Consider the following 14,933-nt stretch of genomic DNA (forward strand, 5'->3'; position numbering starts at 1 on the left):
AAGTGCTCCTAGGTGTAGTTCTCTTCGAGTGGGTCGGTGGCCTTTTGTGCTGCAATTGGCTCTGTTCCGGCGTTGATGCCGTCGAGGATGGCATCGTAATCGGGCTCAGTGACATGCGGGGGTGCAGTGGGGGAGTTATTGCCGCGTTTTGCGTTGCGACGGGTGTCCAACTCGCTGATTGGTTTCTCTGCCCAGTCAGCTTGCCCGGCTTTCATTCGTCGGAGAATCTCAGCGACAAGATCTTCATCACTAGCGTCCATGATTCCGCTCGACGTTGAAAATGCCTTGAGATCGAACTCAGTCAGAACATCGAGCGCGAGCAGCGCCGGGACGACGCTTACCTGGTATGCGCGTGCGATCTTTACTGCCGTCTCAACGGTAACCGTGCCATCGCGGCGTTGACGGCTGAGTGTTGATTGGCCGATGTGCGCCAGCTTGCCGATCTCTCTATCTGAGGCATTGCCAACGGTCTTTCGAATCCAGAGTTCGATACGTTCCATGAGCTAATAGTGGCACACCCGTGTAGTAAAAACAACACATTGCGAAACATTGGCGCTTGACAGTGTGAGCTAAAAATACTTCACTGTGAGTTGTAAGAACTTCACTAGAGGGGATGAACATGGCAAATGTAAAGATCAAAATCCGTGATGGTCTCATCGACCGCCTCCGAAACATGAGCGGAATCACCAGCGACGAAGCCTTCGCCCGAACCATCGGAACCAGCCGAAGCACACTCGTCGACGTCAAAACCGGCGAACGCGAACCATCCCTCGCATTCGCAATCGGAATCGCCCAAGCCTTCGGCCTAGGCCTCTCCGAAATCGTCACCTGGGAAACCGCAGAAACCACAGCAGCCTAAACGCGCCGGGAACCGTAGGCGTCGGAAAGCAAAGAAAGGAACTACTCATGGCTTGGGTAAGAACCAACAAAGAGCTGCATGGACGTAGAAAAATAATCGATCTAACCGGAGTGATGCCGAAGCAACGGCGTCCGCGCCAAATTGAGGCACGCCAAGAGCTTGAGCGAGCAATCGCACGATTAAAACAAGAAGAAACTGGATTCGGCGTTTATGACGCAGCGGGCGTGCCAGAGGAATGGTTACCGCTGATTACGGTACGGCTCAAAGAAGTCTTTTGTGCTTTGCTCCGTTTCCAGCGCGAGGTCAACGCCGTCGTAGCAAGCGACCCAGACTTCGCCGCCGTCCGCCAGCTCGAAAACCTCAAAGGGGTCGAACTGCTCCAGCAACGCACCGCCGGGGAAATCTTGGAGACTGCCTTGGCTTTGTCCGAATGGGCGCCGGTCGAGTCGGTCGCAGTAGTGCGCAGAATGATTCAAACGCTCGGTGATACGGAAGTGGACAGAAGCAATATCTGAGGTTGCCAGCGTGTAGCGCTGACCACCGTAAACAAGAACAACTTTGGACACATAGCATAGGAGTTTTTCATGCGTTTGATGACGTTGAAGATGATCGGTGCTCCCCGATCAGAAGTTGGGATCATCCCACTCGAAAAAACAGGGCTCTCGATCATCACCGTGAAGGTCAAGGACCCGATAACCATAGAGGCGATCCCCGTCAAAGATGCTCATGAGCTGATGGAACTGATACTGCGTAAGACGCTCAGGAATCTCGGGATCTTGCGGGTCGGCGAATACGGTTTGCGCGCTTAACCAAGAAAAAATGGCTTAATCCACAAATTCAAAAAAGGGATGATAGCTCATGCCGTGGAAACGGATAAAAAATGCCATCTCAGGAAACGAAACCGAGGGCATGCTAGACGATAAGAGCAAACTCGATGACACCGTCCTTGTTCTCGCGACAGCTCAATGTGTGCTCAATGATGCGACCCATCTTGCAGCCAGCAGGCGTTTGCCAATTCGCCACAATAGTGACATTACACTTGATAGCCTTACGCCCTGCAGGGAAGAAATCCTCGGTGCTAGAGGACTCAAAAAGAGGCGTATGTGCTCTCGCATCGGTGACCAGTTGCGGGAAAACGCTCTGCGCGTCGAACGTGATCTGCTCACACGGGGAAACACAATGCGTATTCCTTCGAGCACAGTAACTGGAACCTACCAGTTCACCCGAACACTGCATGTATACGAACATGGTGAGGTTGTAAGCATCGTGGGAACCCTTATGGGTGATGCAACAGATCCCATCATCTTTAACCCTGAAGCTCCATTCGTATTCGAAATCTTCACTGTTGATCCTCAGCGCTCGCTTACTGATCAAGTTCGCATCCTCAGCCAATTGGTTTGCCTGTATAGCGATGCGATTTGCTTCGGCGGCTTCACCGATCGCCCGCTTGGCGATGCTATTGGACTTCTTCGCAGCGCGATAAGCCAGCTGCGCAATGAATATGCCGCCACATCCGCTTATGACACCAGAGATACCAAAACAATTGACCACCAATCCATACCGGGAAGGGTAATTGGGGTTTTGACATGACCGGCATGAGGGAAAAGAAAACCGGCCTGCTGTAACAGGCCGGTCATGGAGACTCAAAAAGGAAAGGGGAATTTCCGTGACCAACGTTAGCACACTAGATCGCTGGTTGTCACCAAACCAGGCTGCAGAAATCATCCCATATTCACCGTGGCAGATCAGGAAGTTTTGCCGTGAAGGACTTCTACCGTCATCGAAAAAGCCAGGTTCGAAAAACAACCGCATCATGATCAAACACTCCGCCATCATCGCTTTTGCCCAAACAGCGCAAGAAAGAAGAAACCAATGATTATCACGCTAACTGTTGCACTGGTCGTGACCATGATGCTAACTGTATGGCTTGCTTTACAACTGGCAAACCTTGCAGAAACGGTGATTGAGCTCGTGGACGCATCCAATGACATGGACGTCGAAATCCAGACGCTAACCATGCACATTGATGACATCTATAACGAGATGACAATTCCTCGGCCAGACTACAGGGCCGACATCATCGAATCTAGCTCCCGTTAAAAGTGGAGTTGAAGAATGAATATCCAGCCTTATACCTTCCAAGGTCACACAGTCCGGATCATCATTGATGATCAAGGTGACCCACAATGAGTGGCCAGTGATGTAGCTAAAGTCCTTGGCTACCGGGACGCTGCGAATATGACGCGTCGCTTGGACGCGGATGAAAAAGGTACTCGTTCAGTGAGTACGTCGCAGGTCAGCGGCGATTCTTCAGCAAGGGCAATGACCGTTATTACTGAGGCGGGTCTGTACTCCGCGATTTTCGCAAGCCGCCTTGATCAAGCAAAAGAATTCAAAAAGTGGGTGACTGCCGAAGTTCTTCCCTCGATCCGGAAATACGGGGCATATATGACCCCTGCCACGATTGAACAGGTCATCACAGACCCGGACACAATCATTTACCTAGCGTCCAAGCTTAAAGAGGAGCAGGAAAGAACCCGTCAGCTAGAAGCGCCTGCAGCTGCATGGAATCAGCTCGCAGAAGCTGAAGGAGACTACTCGGTGGCCCAGGCTGCAAAAGTCCTTTCGAGGGATCCAGCAATCTCTATTGGCCGTGATCGCCTTTTCGCTCACATGGAAAAACTTGGCTGGATTTTCAGGCCCCGTGGAGCACGAAGGCGTCACTGGGAAGCATCCCAGGCAAAAGCAATCGATACTCACCGCTTGGTGCACAAGCTTGGAAAGCCTTTTCGCAATCCACATACAGGATCAATGGAAGTACCCTCCCCAACGATCCGCGTGACACCAAAAGGTTTAAAAGATTTGCACAAGACTTTAGGCGGCGGGCACCCAGAAATAGGAAAAAAAGATATGACACACGCACATCAAGAATCCGGGATCGATATTCACCTCGCGACCTGCCGGGAGGATCTTCTCGCTGCAGCGCCACGCTTTTTCCGGAAACTCACCCCTGCCGAAGCAGACGACATGACCAGCGAAGTGATCAGACTTTTGAAAAGAAACGGCTGGAACCGCCTCACAATGCCGGTTTCTGCCTTCCTGACCATCGCAAATTATTACGCACGGTAACGGGAGAAACCTATGAAGGAAAACCCAAATCTGGAAATACCAGGACAAATGGAACTTCTAGAAAAAATCGAGAAAAGACAATGAACCAGACGAAAAGTAAACCACAGGAACAAACACTTATTGTTTGCCCCACGGGCATGCTCAATCGTGCATTAAAAGCAGCAAAAACGATTGCAGGAAATAAAGACCCCTATGACGTGATTCAACTGCGCCCCTATGGTGAAGATGGCCTTGCAGTGTGCGCAGTCAACGACACAACAACATTTGTCGCGAGCATCGAAACAGGGATCTATCGCATGGGGTCTGAAGAAGATGAGGTCATCGAATTCCCGAAAACGGTGCTACCTGCCTTCATTATGGCAACATCAGGAATCACAAAAGACAGTGATGTGGAACTTCTCACCGGCCTGCATGTGGCAGAAAACCAGATCACGATCACTGACGAAACCGGTATCGGTCTTGATATCGCTTTGGTCAAAGTGAAAAGACATCAAGAACCAGCAAACATCGGTGACCCCAGGGCAACTATCACACGAGTGATAAACCAGCTTAAACAAACCTCTGACCCTGGCCCTGTTCGCCCACTTCCACGCCAGATCATGGCGGTGGCAAAAGCCGCATCATCGATGGGAAGCCGCCCTGAACTCTATCAGTGCTCCTATGTTCATAACCACACTGCAGCTGTAAGAATCGTCGCTGTAACACCAATCTGGGCTATGAGTGTCTTGGATAGACCTGGTGCATCGCAACAAGACGATGAGATAGAACCTGAATCAGATCTCCCCGAAAAAACAACACTGCGTGTTGTTGAAACAAACCCCACAAAAGGCATCTCATGAACAACAACGAAGCCCTGTGCCACCGTAGCCGTATGAAAGGGGAGACCTCTCTCTGGGATACCCGTCTGCCTGGGGAATCAACGCAAGAAATGATTGCACGCAATCTACGGGCAAAACTCATCTGCCACCAATGCCCACTGTTAGAGCCTTGCGAAAAATATTTATCCGAGTGTGAACAACAAGACTTACCTATCACAGGTGTTATAGCAGGTCGTTATTCAGATGTGAGAACACGACATATGGCTAACGATCTTATGACTCTCCAACGAACCTGTAGGGCGTGCTTGGCAGAGTTGATCCCACAATCAGGAAAAACTCACTACGTATCACCTCAAGCGCGTGCGCATAAAGGTGAAGGATTATGTGAACAATGCTTCCCAACATTCTCACGAACAGCACGCAAAACCGCATGATGACCACCCAACAGCAAGGAAACAACAATGGCATGGAGCAGATTCGGCGACAACATCGCCACACACCCGCTCATGGCCAGACTCCTCACCTCATGCGACTTCGACCACCAACTCAAAAACGAAGCCTTCGGACTCCTCGTCCAACTCACCTCCGCCAGCGCAGCCCACCTCACCGACTACATCGTCGAATACGGACACATGGCACAAGTTGCGCCGGGTCGTGAAAAAGTCATTATCGAGGTTCTTTCTTCCGCTGGTTTGCTTTTTAGGGAGAAAGACGCAGATGGGCGAAAAGTTTTGCGGATCGTTGATGATGTTGAATTTCTCCATAACAGGAGCAAAGAAGAGGTCGAAATCGACCGTCGTCGTGCAGCCGATAAGAGAAATCCAGAACTTATACCGGCAGTACGTCACCGCGATGGTGACCAGTGTCGCTGGTGCGGCCGTACAGTGAATTGGAAGGATCGAAAAAGCTGGCGGGCAGCAACAATCGATTCGCTCAATGCGCACAAGGAATCAACAGTGGAAACGCTTGTGGTTGCTTGCAAAAAATGTAATTCAAAACGCGGCGCAGGAGAAGAGCTTGAACTTCTTCCTGCTCCTGAAAAAGGAAAGGCCTACTACTCACGCCACACAGTTGATTTCATCAACGGCTCACACTGGGCTCAAGAGAACGGAATCCAGATCTACACAGCCCAAACCGAACTTCCCATCGATACCTCGGCAGCGCCGTCAAGGCAGCAGCAGGAGAGTAAGGCAGCAGCGCCCGTGGTGGCAGCAGCGCCGACTCTTCGAGCAGCGCCGGACGCTGACGCGCCGACCCGAAACCATGTTTATAACGATTTGGTAAAACCTACGACGGATCAAGCACAAATCACAGATCGGTGGGGTGACGGATCTAGATCTCTCGGGACGGGACGGGCAGAGACAGGCAGGGACGGCAAGGAAGCGCCGCAGGCGCAGAGGCCGTCGTGGTGGAAGGGAAGAAAAGAATGGATGATTGGCGCCTGCATGATTTTGGGAAAGCTTTGTATCTTTGTGAAAAGCTTGGTCCTTTGATTGATGACATTATGGTTCCTACTCAAGGGCAGAAGGCAGGTGGCGGTAGTGGCTCTCATCGAGGTTCATCACGTCCGCCTTTGAGAGTTCCTATTCTTGATCTCAAGATGGAAACGGAGCATCTTCTTGCATTTTGGGCAAGGATCCTTGCGCGTGAAACTGGCCAGGGGCTTGTACTGTGTCCTCAGCGGATTGCTGGGATTGCTGCGTGGATGCAGGCACGTCTCCATGTGCTTGCAGATGCTCCAGCTGCCACTGTGGCTGCAGAAGAGATCATTGCTCAAGCACAGTTGCTTGATTCGATCTTTGCTGATGACACTCCGGTGGAAGGTTCGTGTAGAGAGATTGCTGCGGCTTGCAGGCAGCGTGGTCATGATCTTTCAAAGAGCACTATTTACCGGTGGGTGCATGATGGGCTTATTCCTTCCACAGTGCGTGACGGTGTTGTCATCGTGGCTTTGAGTGATGTTATGAACAGGCTGCAATGACACTTGTAGACTCGTGGGACACCTATGTAGTAAGCTAGCGCTCGTATCACCTGGGTCCAACCGCAATCATGTGGCTGGGCCTTTTGTCATGCTCAGGAGGTGTCATGGCGAGAGCAGGCTCAATTTGCTGCGAAGCAGGATGCCCAGAGCCGGCTAAATACCGAGGACGATGCAGTGAGCATGCTCGTGCCCATGAAACACACGAGCGGAAAACTGTGGCAACGAAGATTGATGGACAACGAACAGCAGTCATTAGACGAGCAGCCGTGGATAGATGGCGGGAAATCTATGGAGATTGGTGCCCAGGCTACAAGTGCTACGGACATAAAGCCCATGATTTGACCGCGCAGCATACACAGGCTCTAGCGCTCGGAGGCGGCTCGGAGCAGCATCTGACGGTGCTGTGCCGGCGGTGTAACTCCCGTCACGCAGTGGACGTGCGGCGGGCGCTGGCATCCACTTACAGTAGGCCCCAGGGGAGGGGCCCTCGACGGCTTTGAACCCCAGCCGTGGGGGAGATCTCTCAGAGGTGCGAAGGGTTCAAAAAGTTCACTGACCAGCCGTTTTTTTTGAACCCGACATGTTGGAATTGTGCCCAATGGGCGTGAGAAAGGAGGCGAAATTATGCCACGAGGTGGGGCGAGAAGCCGGTCTGGCCCAGCACCAGACCCAACATCGGGGCGATCAGACCGCCGAAAGCTCGACGAAAAACTACAAGTGCTGCCCGCAAGTGGATGGCAAGGAGATGCACCACCATGGTCATTGCCACAGAAGGGGACAAAGAAGCGTGAGCGTGATGTATGGAAGCACATCTGGACTTACCCCCAAGCAGCAGCCTGGATTAACGAGCCGTGGCGCTGGCTGGAGCTCGCGCAGTACGTACGGAAATTAGTGGTCACAGAAGACCCTGAAACACCTGCATCTACGATGACAGTAGTTTTGCGCATGGCTGAGTCCCTCGGTCTTTCTCCTGCAGGACTCCGAGCAAATGACTGGGTGATCTCCGCATCCGAGACGGAAGGAGACGCGGCGCTGACAACCACCCCGCCACGGTCTCCGCAGCCTATCCGTCGGCTCCGCGCAGTAAATGGAGACACAGAATAACGACTGGCTCATCACCTTCCTGACACTCGGCGACCTCTAGGACGCATGGGTACAAGCACACTGCCTCATCCCAGACGGATACAAACGCGGGCAAGCTCTTCAATGGAGTGATTGGCAATTTTGGTGTGCGGCTCAGTTCGGCCGCATCCGCGCCGGGCTGGAATGGAATGGCGAGCCTTTAGGCAATCAAGCGTTCCAATATCGCCGAATGCAGGTGATTGCTCCACAAAAGACGGGCAAGGGGCCGTGGGCGGCCACGATGACGCTTATACAGGCCGTGGGGACATCGGAATTTGATGGCTGGGCAGAAGAAGGTGAGGCGTATCGGTGCGCTGACTGGGGCTGCGATTGTGGTTTTGAGTTTCCCTACCAGAAGGGAGAGCCGAAAGGCCGCCCACACCCATCACCGCTGATTCAGCTCACAGCGACATCAGAAGACCAAGTAGATAACACGATGCGCCCATTGAAGTCGATGATCAAGATGGGGCCGTTGCATCATCTTCTAGCCACCCGAGGGGAATTCATTCGCATTCTCGGAGGGCTCGGAGGCGATGATGCTGATCGAATCGACGCCGTGACAGCTTCTGCTGACTCCAGGGTCGGTAACCCCGTCAGTTTCGTGCTTCAAGACGAGACCGGTTTGTGGAACAAGCGGAACAAGATGGAAAAAGTAGCTGACGCGCAACGCCGTGGCCTTGCAGGTATGGCTGGGCGTTCAATCGAAACCACAAATGCTTACGACTCGGCGGAACGCTCAGTTGCGCAAACGACGTTTGAATCGACGGCGCTAGATGTGTTTTGCTTTTACATCCCGCCGCCAAAAGGGCTGTTGTGGAAACGCCCTAAAGACCGCCGCCGAATCCTCGAAGCCGTCTATAAGGGCTCTCCATGGGTCAATATTGACTCGGTGCTAGCAGAAGCAAATGAGATTTCAGAGCGCGATCCAGAGCAAGCAGAGCGATTCTTCGGGAATCGGATTACATATTCATCAGGCACATGGTTGCCGACGAATCTTTGGGAGGATTGCTTTGCACTGGATCGAGAACCCGCCTGATGGTGAATCAATCTGTGTCGGATTCGACGGCTCTGAAAACAACGATTTCACGGCTTTGCGCGCTGAAACGCGTGGTGGATTCACTTTCACGCCGCGCTATGGGCCGGATCGTAGGCCTACTATCTGGAATCCTGCAGAGTGGGGCGGAAAAACTCCACGGTCGGAGGTCATGGCCGCTGTCGATGAGATCCGAAACCGGTATCAGATTCAGCGGTTTTACGCGGATCCGCAAGATTGGAGATCTGAAATCGGGGAGTGGGCGCTGCAAATCGGCCAAGAACGTGTTTTTGAATGGCCAACCAACGCGATCAAGAGAATGTATGCGGCAATTTCTCGTTTTGAAATTGATTTAGCCAATGGGCGAATCACGCATGATGGATGCCCACTGACGGCGCTTGCAATGGCAAATGCGAAAAAAGTTGCAAAAATTGGGCAGCAGTACGTTCTCGGAAAGCCTTCAGAACATCAAAAAATAGATGCAGCAATGGCGACGATCCTCGCTCATGAAGCAGCGATGGATGCTCATGCAAAGCAATGGGATTCAGAGACCACCCGCGTTGTCGTCTTAGGAAGGAGGAGAAGATAATGGATCTCACGAAGCCGGAAGAAGAGCTCGTGAAGAAGCTGTTTATGAAGATTCAAAAGCAGCGTAACCAGGACAAAATCAATGAGCGCTATTACAAAGGCTTGCAGCAGATCGGCAATCTGGGAATCTCCGTTCCTCCAGATGTACAGCCTTTCGCCTTTCCGCTCAATTGGTGCAGGACCTATGTTGATGTTCTTGAAGAGCGGCAAGACGTCCGTTTGCTAATCCGTTCTGGTGAGATCACCGAAGACAAGGAGCTGCGCCTTGATTGGGAAGCAAATGATCTTGATGTGCAAAGCCACCTCGTGCACAAGGACCTAACGATTTACGGTCGTGCTTTCATCTCGGTGGCTGCTGATCCAGACGGTGGGCGTCCTCGAATCAGAGCAGAATCTCCCAAAGATATGGCGGCAATCGTTGATCCGCTTACAAGATCGATGACGGCGGCGCTGCGGATTTATCGCGATTCCATCGGAATTGCAGAGCACATGACGCTGTATTTGCCGGATTCCACAGTGATCATGAGCAAAAAACTGGGGATGTGGAAAGCAAAGACGCAGATTGAGCACAATCTTGGGCGCGTCCCGATCGTCATGATGATTAACCGCCAACAGTCGGGATCCTTCGAGGGGGAAACACAGCTCTCGGATCTCAAGCCAATCGTTGATATGGCTGGGCGTGTAATGCTGCAGCTGCAGCTCGCGATGGAGACCACGTCCATGCCACAGAAAATCGCTCTTGGCGTCAGCGAAGAAGATTTCGTCGACGAAAACGGGGAACGACTCGATCCGTGGGACACATACTTGGGGGGGCTGTCTGGGCGCTGTCCAACAAAGGCGCCAAAGTGGAGCAGCTCGCAGGTGCAAGCCTGTCAGGCTTCCATGACACCATCAAGATGCTTGCCGAGCAGGCCTCAACGATTACGGGGCTTCCAGTCCGGATGATGGGGCAAAACACCGCTAATCCGGCAGCTGAGGGTGCTATCAGGGCTGACGAGTCACGCCTTGTCAAGCAGGTCGAAAGAATCAACTCCGTTGCAGGAGCGGGCTGGGCATGGGCGCTTGGAATTGCCGAGCGTATCCGCACCAGAGAATGGTCAGCTGATGGCAAGATCCAGATTTTGTGGCGTAATCCTGGGACGCCAACGGAAGCTCAGCAAGCAGGTGCGATGCAGAAACTGACTGGCGGTAGGCCAACGTTATCGGTGCGTGGAGCCATGAATGAAATGGGCTGGCCGCAAGCGAGGATCGACCGCGAAATCGAATGGCTCAGCCAAGAAGAAGCCGGAACACTTCTGCAGAAACTGGAACGTGACGCAGAAACGTGACAGTAAGGGGGTGGGGAAATGCACGACAATCAGTTCAGCCGTTTACCACCAGAACTACGCGCCGCAGCTGGCACACGCTCAGAAATCATAAGGGACACAGTCAGATGGGTATCAGCGGTCTGGAATAAAAACAGACCAATGGATCCATCAACCTGGTTCGAGATCTACGCCGAAGAATTCACCAAGAGAGTCGCAGAAGCGCAGCTCGAAGCAGCAAGCATCGCCATCGGCTCCGTCGACACAGCACTAGCACTCCAAGGCTATGACGGCACCCCGCTAGGACACGCCTCACCAGAAGCCTTCACCGGAATCACCGGCTCTGGGCAGCCAATCATGGGCCTCGCCTACGCACAAGGACTGCGTGTCACAGAAGCAATCGACAACGGCGCGACCGATATAGAAAGGGCAAAAATATGGAAATACAGCGGGCAAGTCCTCCAAATGGCAACGCAAACGGCAATCTCAGACGCATCGAGAATCGCTAAACTCACCAACCTCATCGCCCGCCCACGAACCACATGGGTGAGAATCGCTAAACTCACCAACCTCATCGCCCGCCCACGAACCACATGGGTGAGAATCGTCCGCCCACCGTGCTGCGCTCGCTGCGCAATCCTTGCAGGAAAACGCGGAGGAGCAGGACTTGGATTCCAACGGCACCCAGGCTGTGACTGCGACGCAATCCCTGTATCCGAAGAAACATCGGACATGCACAAGCTGTGGATATTTGATGTGGATAAATATTTCGCACAACTATCCGAAAAAGACCAAAACAAAATCTTCACCATCGCAGGCGCCCAAGCAATCCGCGACGGAGCAGACCCATCACAGGTCATCAATGCGCGACGGGGAATGAAGGTTGCTGCAGATCGTTTTGGCACTCGCGCTGTTATGACTTCGGAGGGAACGACGAAGCGCGGTTGGGCTTCGATGTATCTGCGTCAGCAGTATGACTCGAAGATGTCGAAGCGGGGGCGGTATATGCATACTGGACGGCAGCGATTGATGCCGGAAGAGATTTACCACCTTGCAGGTGGTGACCGCGACATAGCTGTGTCATTGCTGCATAAAAACGGGTTCTTACTGGATGCATCGCCCACATTGGATTCTAAGCTCAACTTTTTTACGCGGGACAAAGCCGTAAAAGAAGCTACAGAGCGAGCTCGTGTGAAGCTGAAAGCGCGGCATGAAAAAGAGTTAAAGCGTGTAAAGGTCGAGGCTGGTAGCGGTGATCCGCCAAGCTGGTCGAAGATAGGTGGTGGTGATGATGAGATTCGGCGTCGGTATTTCCAGGATTTGCGTACAGCGGATAAGCGCGTGCCAATTGAACGCATCATCACTGGAAGGGTAAAGAAGAAATTTATCCAAGGTGCTCATGATCATTCCAGGCGCTCATGGGTTGTTGAGCAAGTCGAGAATGGAGTCTCCATACCAAACTGTGAGAAAACTTTCTTTCCATTGTTGAAAGGAAGAACAAAAGCTTTAGAAGCATGGTTAGGAGACGAAAAATCCGGATTGATCAGTGAAATTCTTGCAGATCCTGATCGGATAGATATTTCAAAAAATGGTTTATGGACACTAAAAAAATCGGTTATAAGTCCTGATGAGCATTCTTTGGACGTTACTGTTTATACAGGGCCAACGAAGGGACGCGACAGCAGGACTTTTAAGGTGAATACTGCTTTTCCAGTCGGGGGACAAGGTGTTACGGTGATCCGTCAAGATGGTATCGTCAATGTAGTTAAAAGGAAAGGAGGAATAGAGACATGAACACGTACCAGAAAATAAAAGAAAAAACCGGTGGGAAGATCTATCTCGGAGTAGGGCTAAAACCGGGTAACCAAGATGAGATCGCTATTGAAACATGCTATGTAGAAGAACTCATTAAATATGGTTATCTTGACGTAGAGTTGAAGAAAGAATTTCTGGATTTATGGCTCAGTGATGATATGTACGATGACTTGGATGATCTTGATCCAATAGAGCTGAAAACGTACCATAACCTGCTAAAATATGCGGACATGGAGCCTCGTGTAGATATATCCACATTCCTCCATAAAGCCGCATAATTCAACAATTTCACTAACCCATTACCGATCGCGGTAATGGGTTTTTCTATACCCAAAATCAGAAGGATTGTAAGCAATGCCCAAGAAAAAAGCTCCATGGGTCCGAGCGATCATCAACGACTCCGACACCGCTCATAGTGGATCTAGTGCGGGAGTAGATGACCAAAGCAGCCCTAAAACTACTCCGCAAGACGGGAAAGCCGAAGGAGATAAGGCTGCCGTAGGTCATGTCGGTGATGAAGATCCGGAGGCCCGTGGATCAAAGAATATGGTGCTCAAGGATCTTGCTCGTGAGCGTGATAAACGCCAAGAAGCAGAACAGCAGCGCGACGAATTCAAAGCAAAGCTCGATGAGATCGAGCGGTCAAAAATGAGCGATCACGAAAAAACAGTAGCGGATCGTGATCAGGCATTAGCAAGAATTGCGGAGCTGGAAAAACAAATCGCTGATGGGGAAGCTGCATCCAAACGGCGTGAGGCCGTGGCAGGGGCATTGGCTGCAACCAAACTACCCGCCGAGATGGCGGAAAGACTGCGGGGAGAAACCGCAGAAGACGCAAAAGCACTTGCAAAGACAATCGGCTTCGACCGCTCTGCATTAGACCCTTCACAAGGTCAGAACGCAGCTGGCAAGTCGCAAACAAACTCACTCTCAAGCGCTTTGCGTGCCCACTTTAACGCCTAAAGGAGGAATAAATGGCTATAAACCTAGAGCAAGCAAAGCTCAATACCCTAGAAGATTATGAGCCAACAGTCATCGATGAGTTCCGCAAGGAATCGGTGATTCTGGATAGCTTGGCATTCGATACGGCAGTGAATCCAGCGGGAGGTGGAGCCACATTGTCGTACGGCTATCGCCGCCTAGCTACGCAGCGTGATGCAGCATTCCGCGAAATCGGAGCGGAGTACACCGATAGAGAAGTCACCACAAAGAAAATCAGTGTCGAGCTGAAACCGCTCGGTGGTTCCTTCAAAGTCGATCGTGTGCTCGCACACCTTGGCCCAGCAGCATCTGATGAGATTGCTCTACAGATGTCACAGCTGATCAAAGCGACTACTACAAAGTTCTGTGATGCTGTGATCAACGGAGACACAGCAAAGGACGCAAACGGTTTTGATGGCCTTGATAAGGCGCTGAAAGATTCTTCTACCGAATTGAACAAGGAAGAAGAAGGAACCGAGCGCGATTGGTCCAAGTTCACATCTGCAGATGAAGCGATGTCGGTGCTCGATGATCTCGACGAACTTTTGGATGTGCTTGACGGCCCGCCAACCATGCTCTTCGGTAACAAACGTGCGCTAGCAAAGGTTCGCGCAGCAGCGCGCCGAGCAAATATGTATTCACGCGAACCTGTTGATGGTCTGTTGGGATCCAATGGTCATCAGATCACGCGTGAACAGATCGGAAATGTGATTATCGTTGATCCTGGCACAAAAGCCGGTAGCAATGATCCGATCATTCCTGTGACTCTTGGTAAGACGAGCCTGTATGCGGTCAGGTTTGGCCTTGATGGCTTCCATGGTGTCACAACGACGGATGGTCGCATGATCAAGACTTGGCTTCCGGATTTCTCTACCGCTGGTGCCGTCAAGCGTGGCGAGGTCGAGCTCGGTCCGATTGCGGTTGCGCTGAAGTCCACTAAGGCTGCTGCCGTCATGCGCAACGTCAAGATCGCTGATAGCTAGGAGGGGCAGAGATGGCGATTGTAAAAACACCAGTGCCTGGATATACGGGTTCTGTTGGTGATGATTATTTCGTTGACGGAGTCTGTCAGGTGTCAGATAACAAGCTCGCGTATTACAGGCGGCATGGGTACACCATCGAGGTCGAAGAGCTAGCAGATCAGGAAGCCTCCGAAACCAGTGCGTCAGGAATACCGGGTGCAAAAGCAAAGAAAGCTGAGTTGATTGCTTACGCCCAAACGCTCGGTATCGATACTGAAGGGCTTGACGTTGCAGGTCTTCGCGAAGTAATTGAGGCCCACGTAGAAGATTAGGAGGTAGCT

22 protein-coding genes are annotated in these 14,933 nt (G+C 51.9%); 21 read left to right on the forward strand and 1 reads right to left on the reverse strand.

All coding sequences use genetic code 11. From position 1 onward, the window contains the following. Positions 1 to 8 precede the first annotated feature (8 nt). A complete protein-coding gene (locus tag ET810_RS05525) occupies positions 9 to 500 on the reverse strand; it encodes a hypothetical protein (protein ID WP_087453189.1) in 492 nt (163 codons plus the stop codon). A gap of 119 nt (positions 501 to 619) precedes the next feature. Between ET810_RS05525 and ET810_RS05530 the strand changes: the two genes are divergently transcribed. The 21 genes from ET810_RS05530 to ET810_RS05625 all read left to right on the forward strand — a co-directional run bounded on the left by ET810_RS05530 (position 620) and on the right by ET810_RS05625 (position 14,924). After that, positions 620 to 859, forward strand: coding sequence for a helix-turn-helix transcriptional regulator (locus tag ET810_RS05530; protein WP_225870179.1), 240 nt, complete (start codon positions 620 to 622; stop codon positions 857 to 859). Positions 860 to 906: 47 nt separating this feature from the next. Further along, positions 907 to 1,374 (forward strand): hypothetical protein, encoded by a 468-nt coding sequence (locus ET810_RS11960; RefSeq protein ID WP_171483361.1) that lies wholly within the window; start codon positions 907 to 909, stop codon positions 1,372 to 1,374. Positions 1,375 to 1,443: 69 nt separating this feature from the next. Then, positions 1,444 to 1,668, forward strand: coding sequence for a hypothetical protein (locus ET810_RS05540; protein WP_134316075.1), 225 nt, complete (start codon positions 1,444 to 1,446; stop codon positions 1,666 to 1,668). A gap of 49 nt (positions 1,669 to 1,717) precedes the next feature. Further along, a complete protein-coding gene (locus ET810_RS05545) occupies positions 1,718 to 2,449 on the forward strand; it encodes a hypothetical protein (RefSeq protein ID WP_134316074.1) in 732 nt (243 codons plus the stop codon). A gap of 76 nt (positions 2,450 to 2,525) precedes the next feature. Continuing rightward, a complete protein-coding gene (locus tag ET810_RS05550) occupies positions 2,526 to 2,735 on the forward strand; it encodes a helix-turn-helix domain-containing protein (protein ID WP_087453193.1) in 210 nt (69 codons plus the stop codon). Then, entirely contained in the window at positions 2,732 to 2,959 is a 228-nt protein-coding gene (locus ET810_RS05555) for a hypothetical protein (protein WP_087453194.1), read from the forward strand. Before ET810_RS05550 ends, ET810_RS05555 begins: the two co-directional genes overlap by 4 nt. Positions 2,960 to 3,049: 90 nt before the next feature. After that, entirely contained in the window at positions 3,050 to 3,988 is a 939-nt protein-coding gene (locus ET810_RS05560) for a phage antirepressor (RefSeq protein ID WP_225870178.1), read from the forward strand. An 80-nt stretch (positions 3,989 to 4,068) separates the two neighbouring features. Continuing rightward, on the forward strand, positions 4,069 to 4,827 hold the full coding sequence (locus tag ET810_RS05565; protein ID WP_134316073.1) for a hypothetical protein: 759 nt from the start codon (positions 4,069 to 4,071) through the stop codon (positions 4,825 to 4,827). A 440-nt stretch (positions 4,828 to 5,267) separates the two neighbouring features. Beyond that, positions 5,268 to 6,299: an HNH endonuclease gene (locus ET810_RS05570; RefSeq protein WP_225870177.1), complete on the forward strand. Its 1,032-nt coding sequence runs from the start codon at positions 5,268 to 5,270 to the stop codon at positions 6,297 to 6,299. Continuing rightward, a complete protein-coding gene (locus ET810_RS05575; protein WP_225870176.1) occupies positions 6,296 to 6,787 on the forward strand; it encodes a hypothetical protein in 492 nt (163 codons plus the stop codon). The genes ET810_RS05570 and ET810_RS05575 overlap by 4 nt, the downstream gene beginning before the upstream one ends. Before the next feature lie 192 nt (positions 6,788 to 6,979). After that, a complete protein-coding gene (locus tag ET810_RS11965) occupies positions 6,980 to 7,129 on the forward strand; it encodes a hypothetical protein (protein ID WP_166741021.1) in 150 nt (49 codons plus the stop codon). A 282-nt stretch (positions 7,130 to 7,411) separates the two neighbouring features. Further along, the gene (locus ET810_RS05585) at positions 7,412 to 7,891 is read left to right on the forward strand and encodes a hypothetical protein (RefSeq protein ID WP_134316072.1); all 480 of its coding nucleotides are present in this window, start codon (positions 7,412 to 7,414) and stop codon (positions 7,889 to 7,891) included. A 208-nt stretch (positions 7,892 to 8,099) separates the two neighbouring features. Beyond that, the gene (locus ET810_RS05590; protein ID WP_225870175.1) at positions 8,100 to 8,945 is read left to right on the forward strand and encodes a terminase; all 846 of its coding nucleotides are present in this window, start codon (positions 8,100 to 8,102) and stop codon (positions 8,943 to 8,945) included. Further along, positions 8,920 to 9,531: a terminase gene (locus ET810_RS05595; RefSeq protein ID WP_134316071.1), complete on the forward strand. Its 612-nt coding sequence runs from the start codon at positions 8,920 to 8,922 to the stop codon at positions 9,529 to 9,531. Before ET810_RS05590 ends, ET810_RS05595 begins: the two co-directional genes overlap by 26 nt. Continuing rightward, positions 9,531 to 10,475 carry a phage portal protein gene (locus ET810_RS05600; RefSeq protein WP_225870470.1) on the forward strand — a complete coding sequence of 315 codons (945 nt, stop codon included), beginning with the start codon at positions 9,531 to 9,533 and terminating at the stop codon, positions 10,473 to 10,475. Before ET810_RS05595 ends, ET810_RS05600 begins: the two co-directional genes overlap by 1 nt. Continuing rightward, positions 10,427 to 10,858, forward strand: coding sequence for a hypothetical protein (locus tag ET810_RS12575; protein ID WP_225870471.1), 432 nt, complete (start codon positions 10,427 to 10,429; stop codon positions 10,856 to 10,858). The genes ET810_RS05600 and ET810_RS12575 overlap by 49 nt, the downstream gene beginning before the upstream one ends. A 138-nt stretch (positions 10,859 to 10,996) precedes the next feature. Next, a complete protein-coding gene (locus ET810_RS05605) occupies positions 10,997 to 12,628 on the forward strand; it encodes a hypothetical protein (protein WP_134317667.1) in 1,632 nt (543 codons plus the stop codon). Next, on the forward strand, positions 12,625 to 12,927 hold the full coding sequence (locus ET810_RS05610) for a hypothetical protein (protein WP_134316069.1): 303 nt from the start codon (positions 12,625 to 12,627) through the stop codon (positions 12,925 to 12,927). Before ET810_RS05605 ends, ET810_RS05610 begins: the two co-directional genes overlap by 4 nt. Positions 12,928 to 13,003: 76 nt before the next feature. After that, positions 13,004 to 13,612 (forward strand): hypothetical protein, encoded by a 609-nt coding sequence (locus ET810_RS05615; protein ID WP_134316068.1) that lies wholly within the window; start codon positions 13,004 to 13,006, stop codon positions 13,610 to 13,612. Positions 13,613 to 13,623: 11 nt separating this feature from the next. Further along, positions 13,624 to 14,613: a major capsid protein gene (locus tag ET810_RS05620; RefSeq protein ID WP_087453207.1), complete on the forward strand. Its 990-nt coding sequence runs from the start codon at positions 13,624 to 13,626 to the stop codon at positions 14,611 to 14,613. An 11-nt stretch (positions 14,614 to 14,624) separates the two neighbouring features. Continuing rightward, positions 14,625 to 14,924, forward strand: coding sequence for a hypothetical protein (locus ET810_RS05625; RefSeq protein WP_087453208.1), 300 nt, complete (start codon positions 14,625 to 14,627; stop codon positions 14,922 to 14,924). Positions 14,925 to 14,933 lie beyond the last annotated feature (9 nt).

The sequence above is a fragment of the Corynebacterium silvaticum genome (assembly GCF_004382825.2).
Taxonomy (GTDB): domain Bacteria; phylum Actinomycetota; class Actinomycetes; order Mycobacteriales; family Mycobacteriaceae; genus Corynebacterium; species Corynebacterium silvaticum.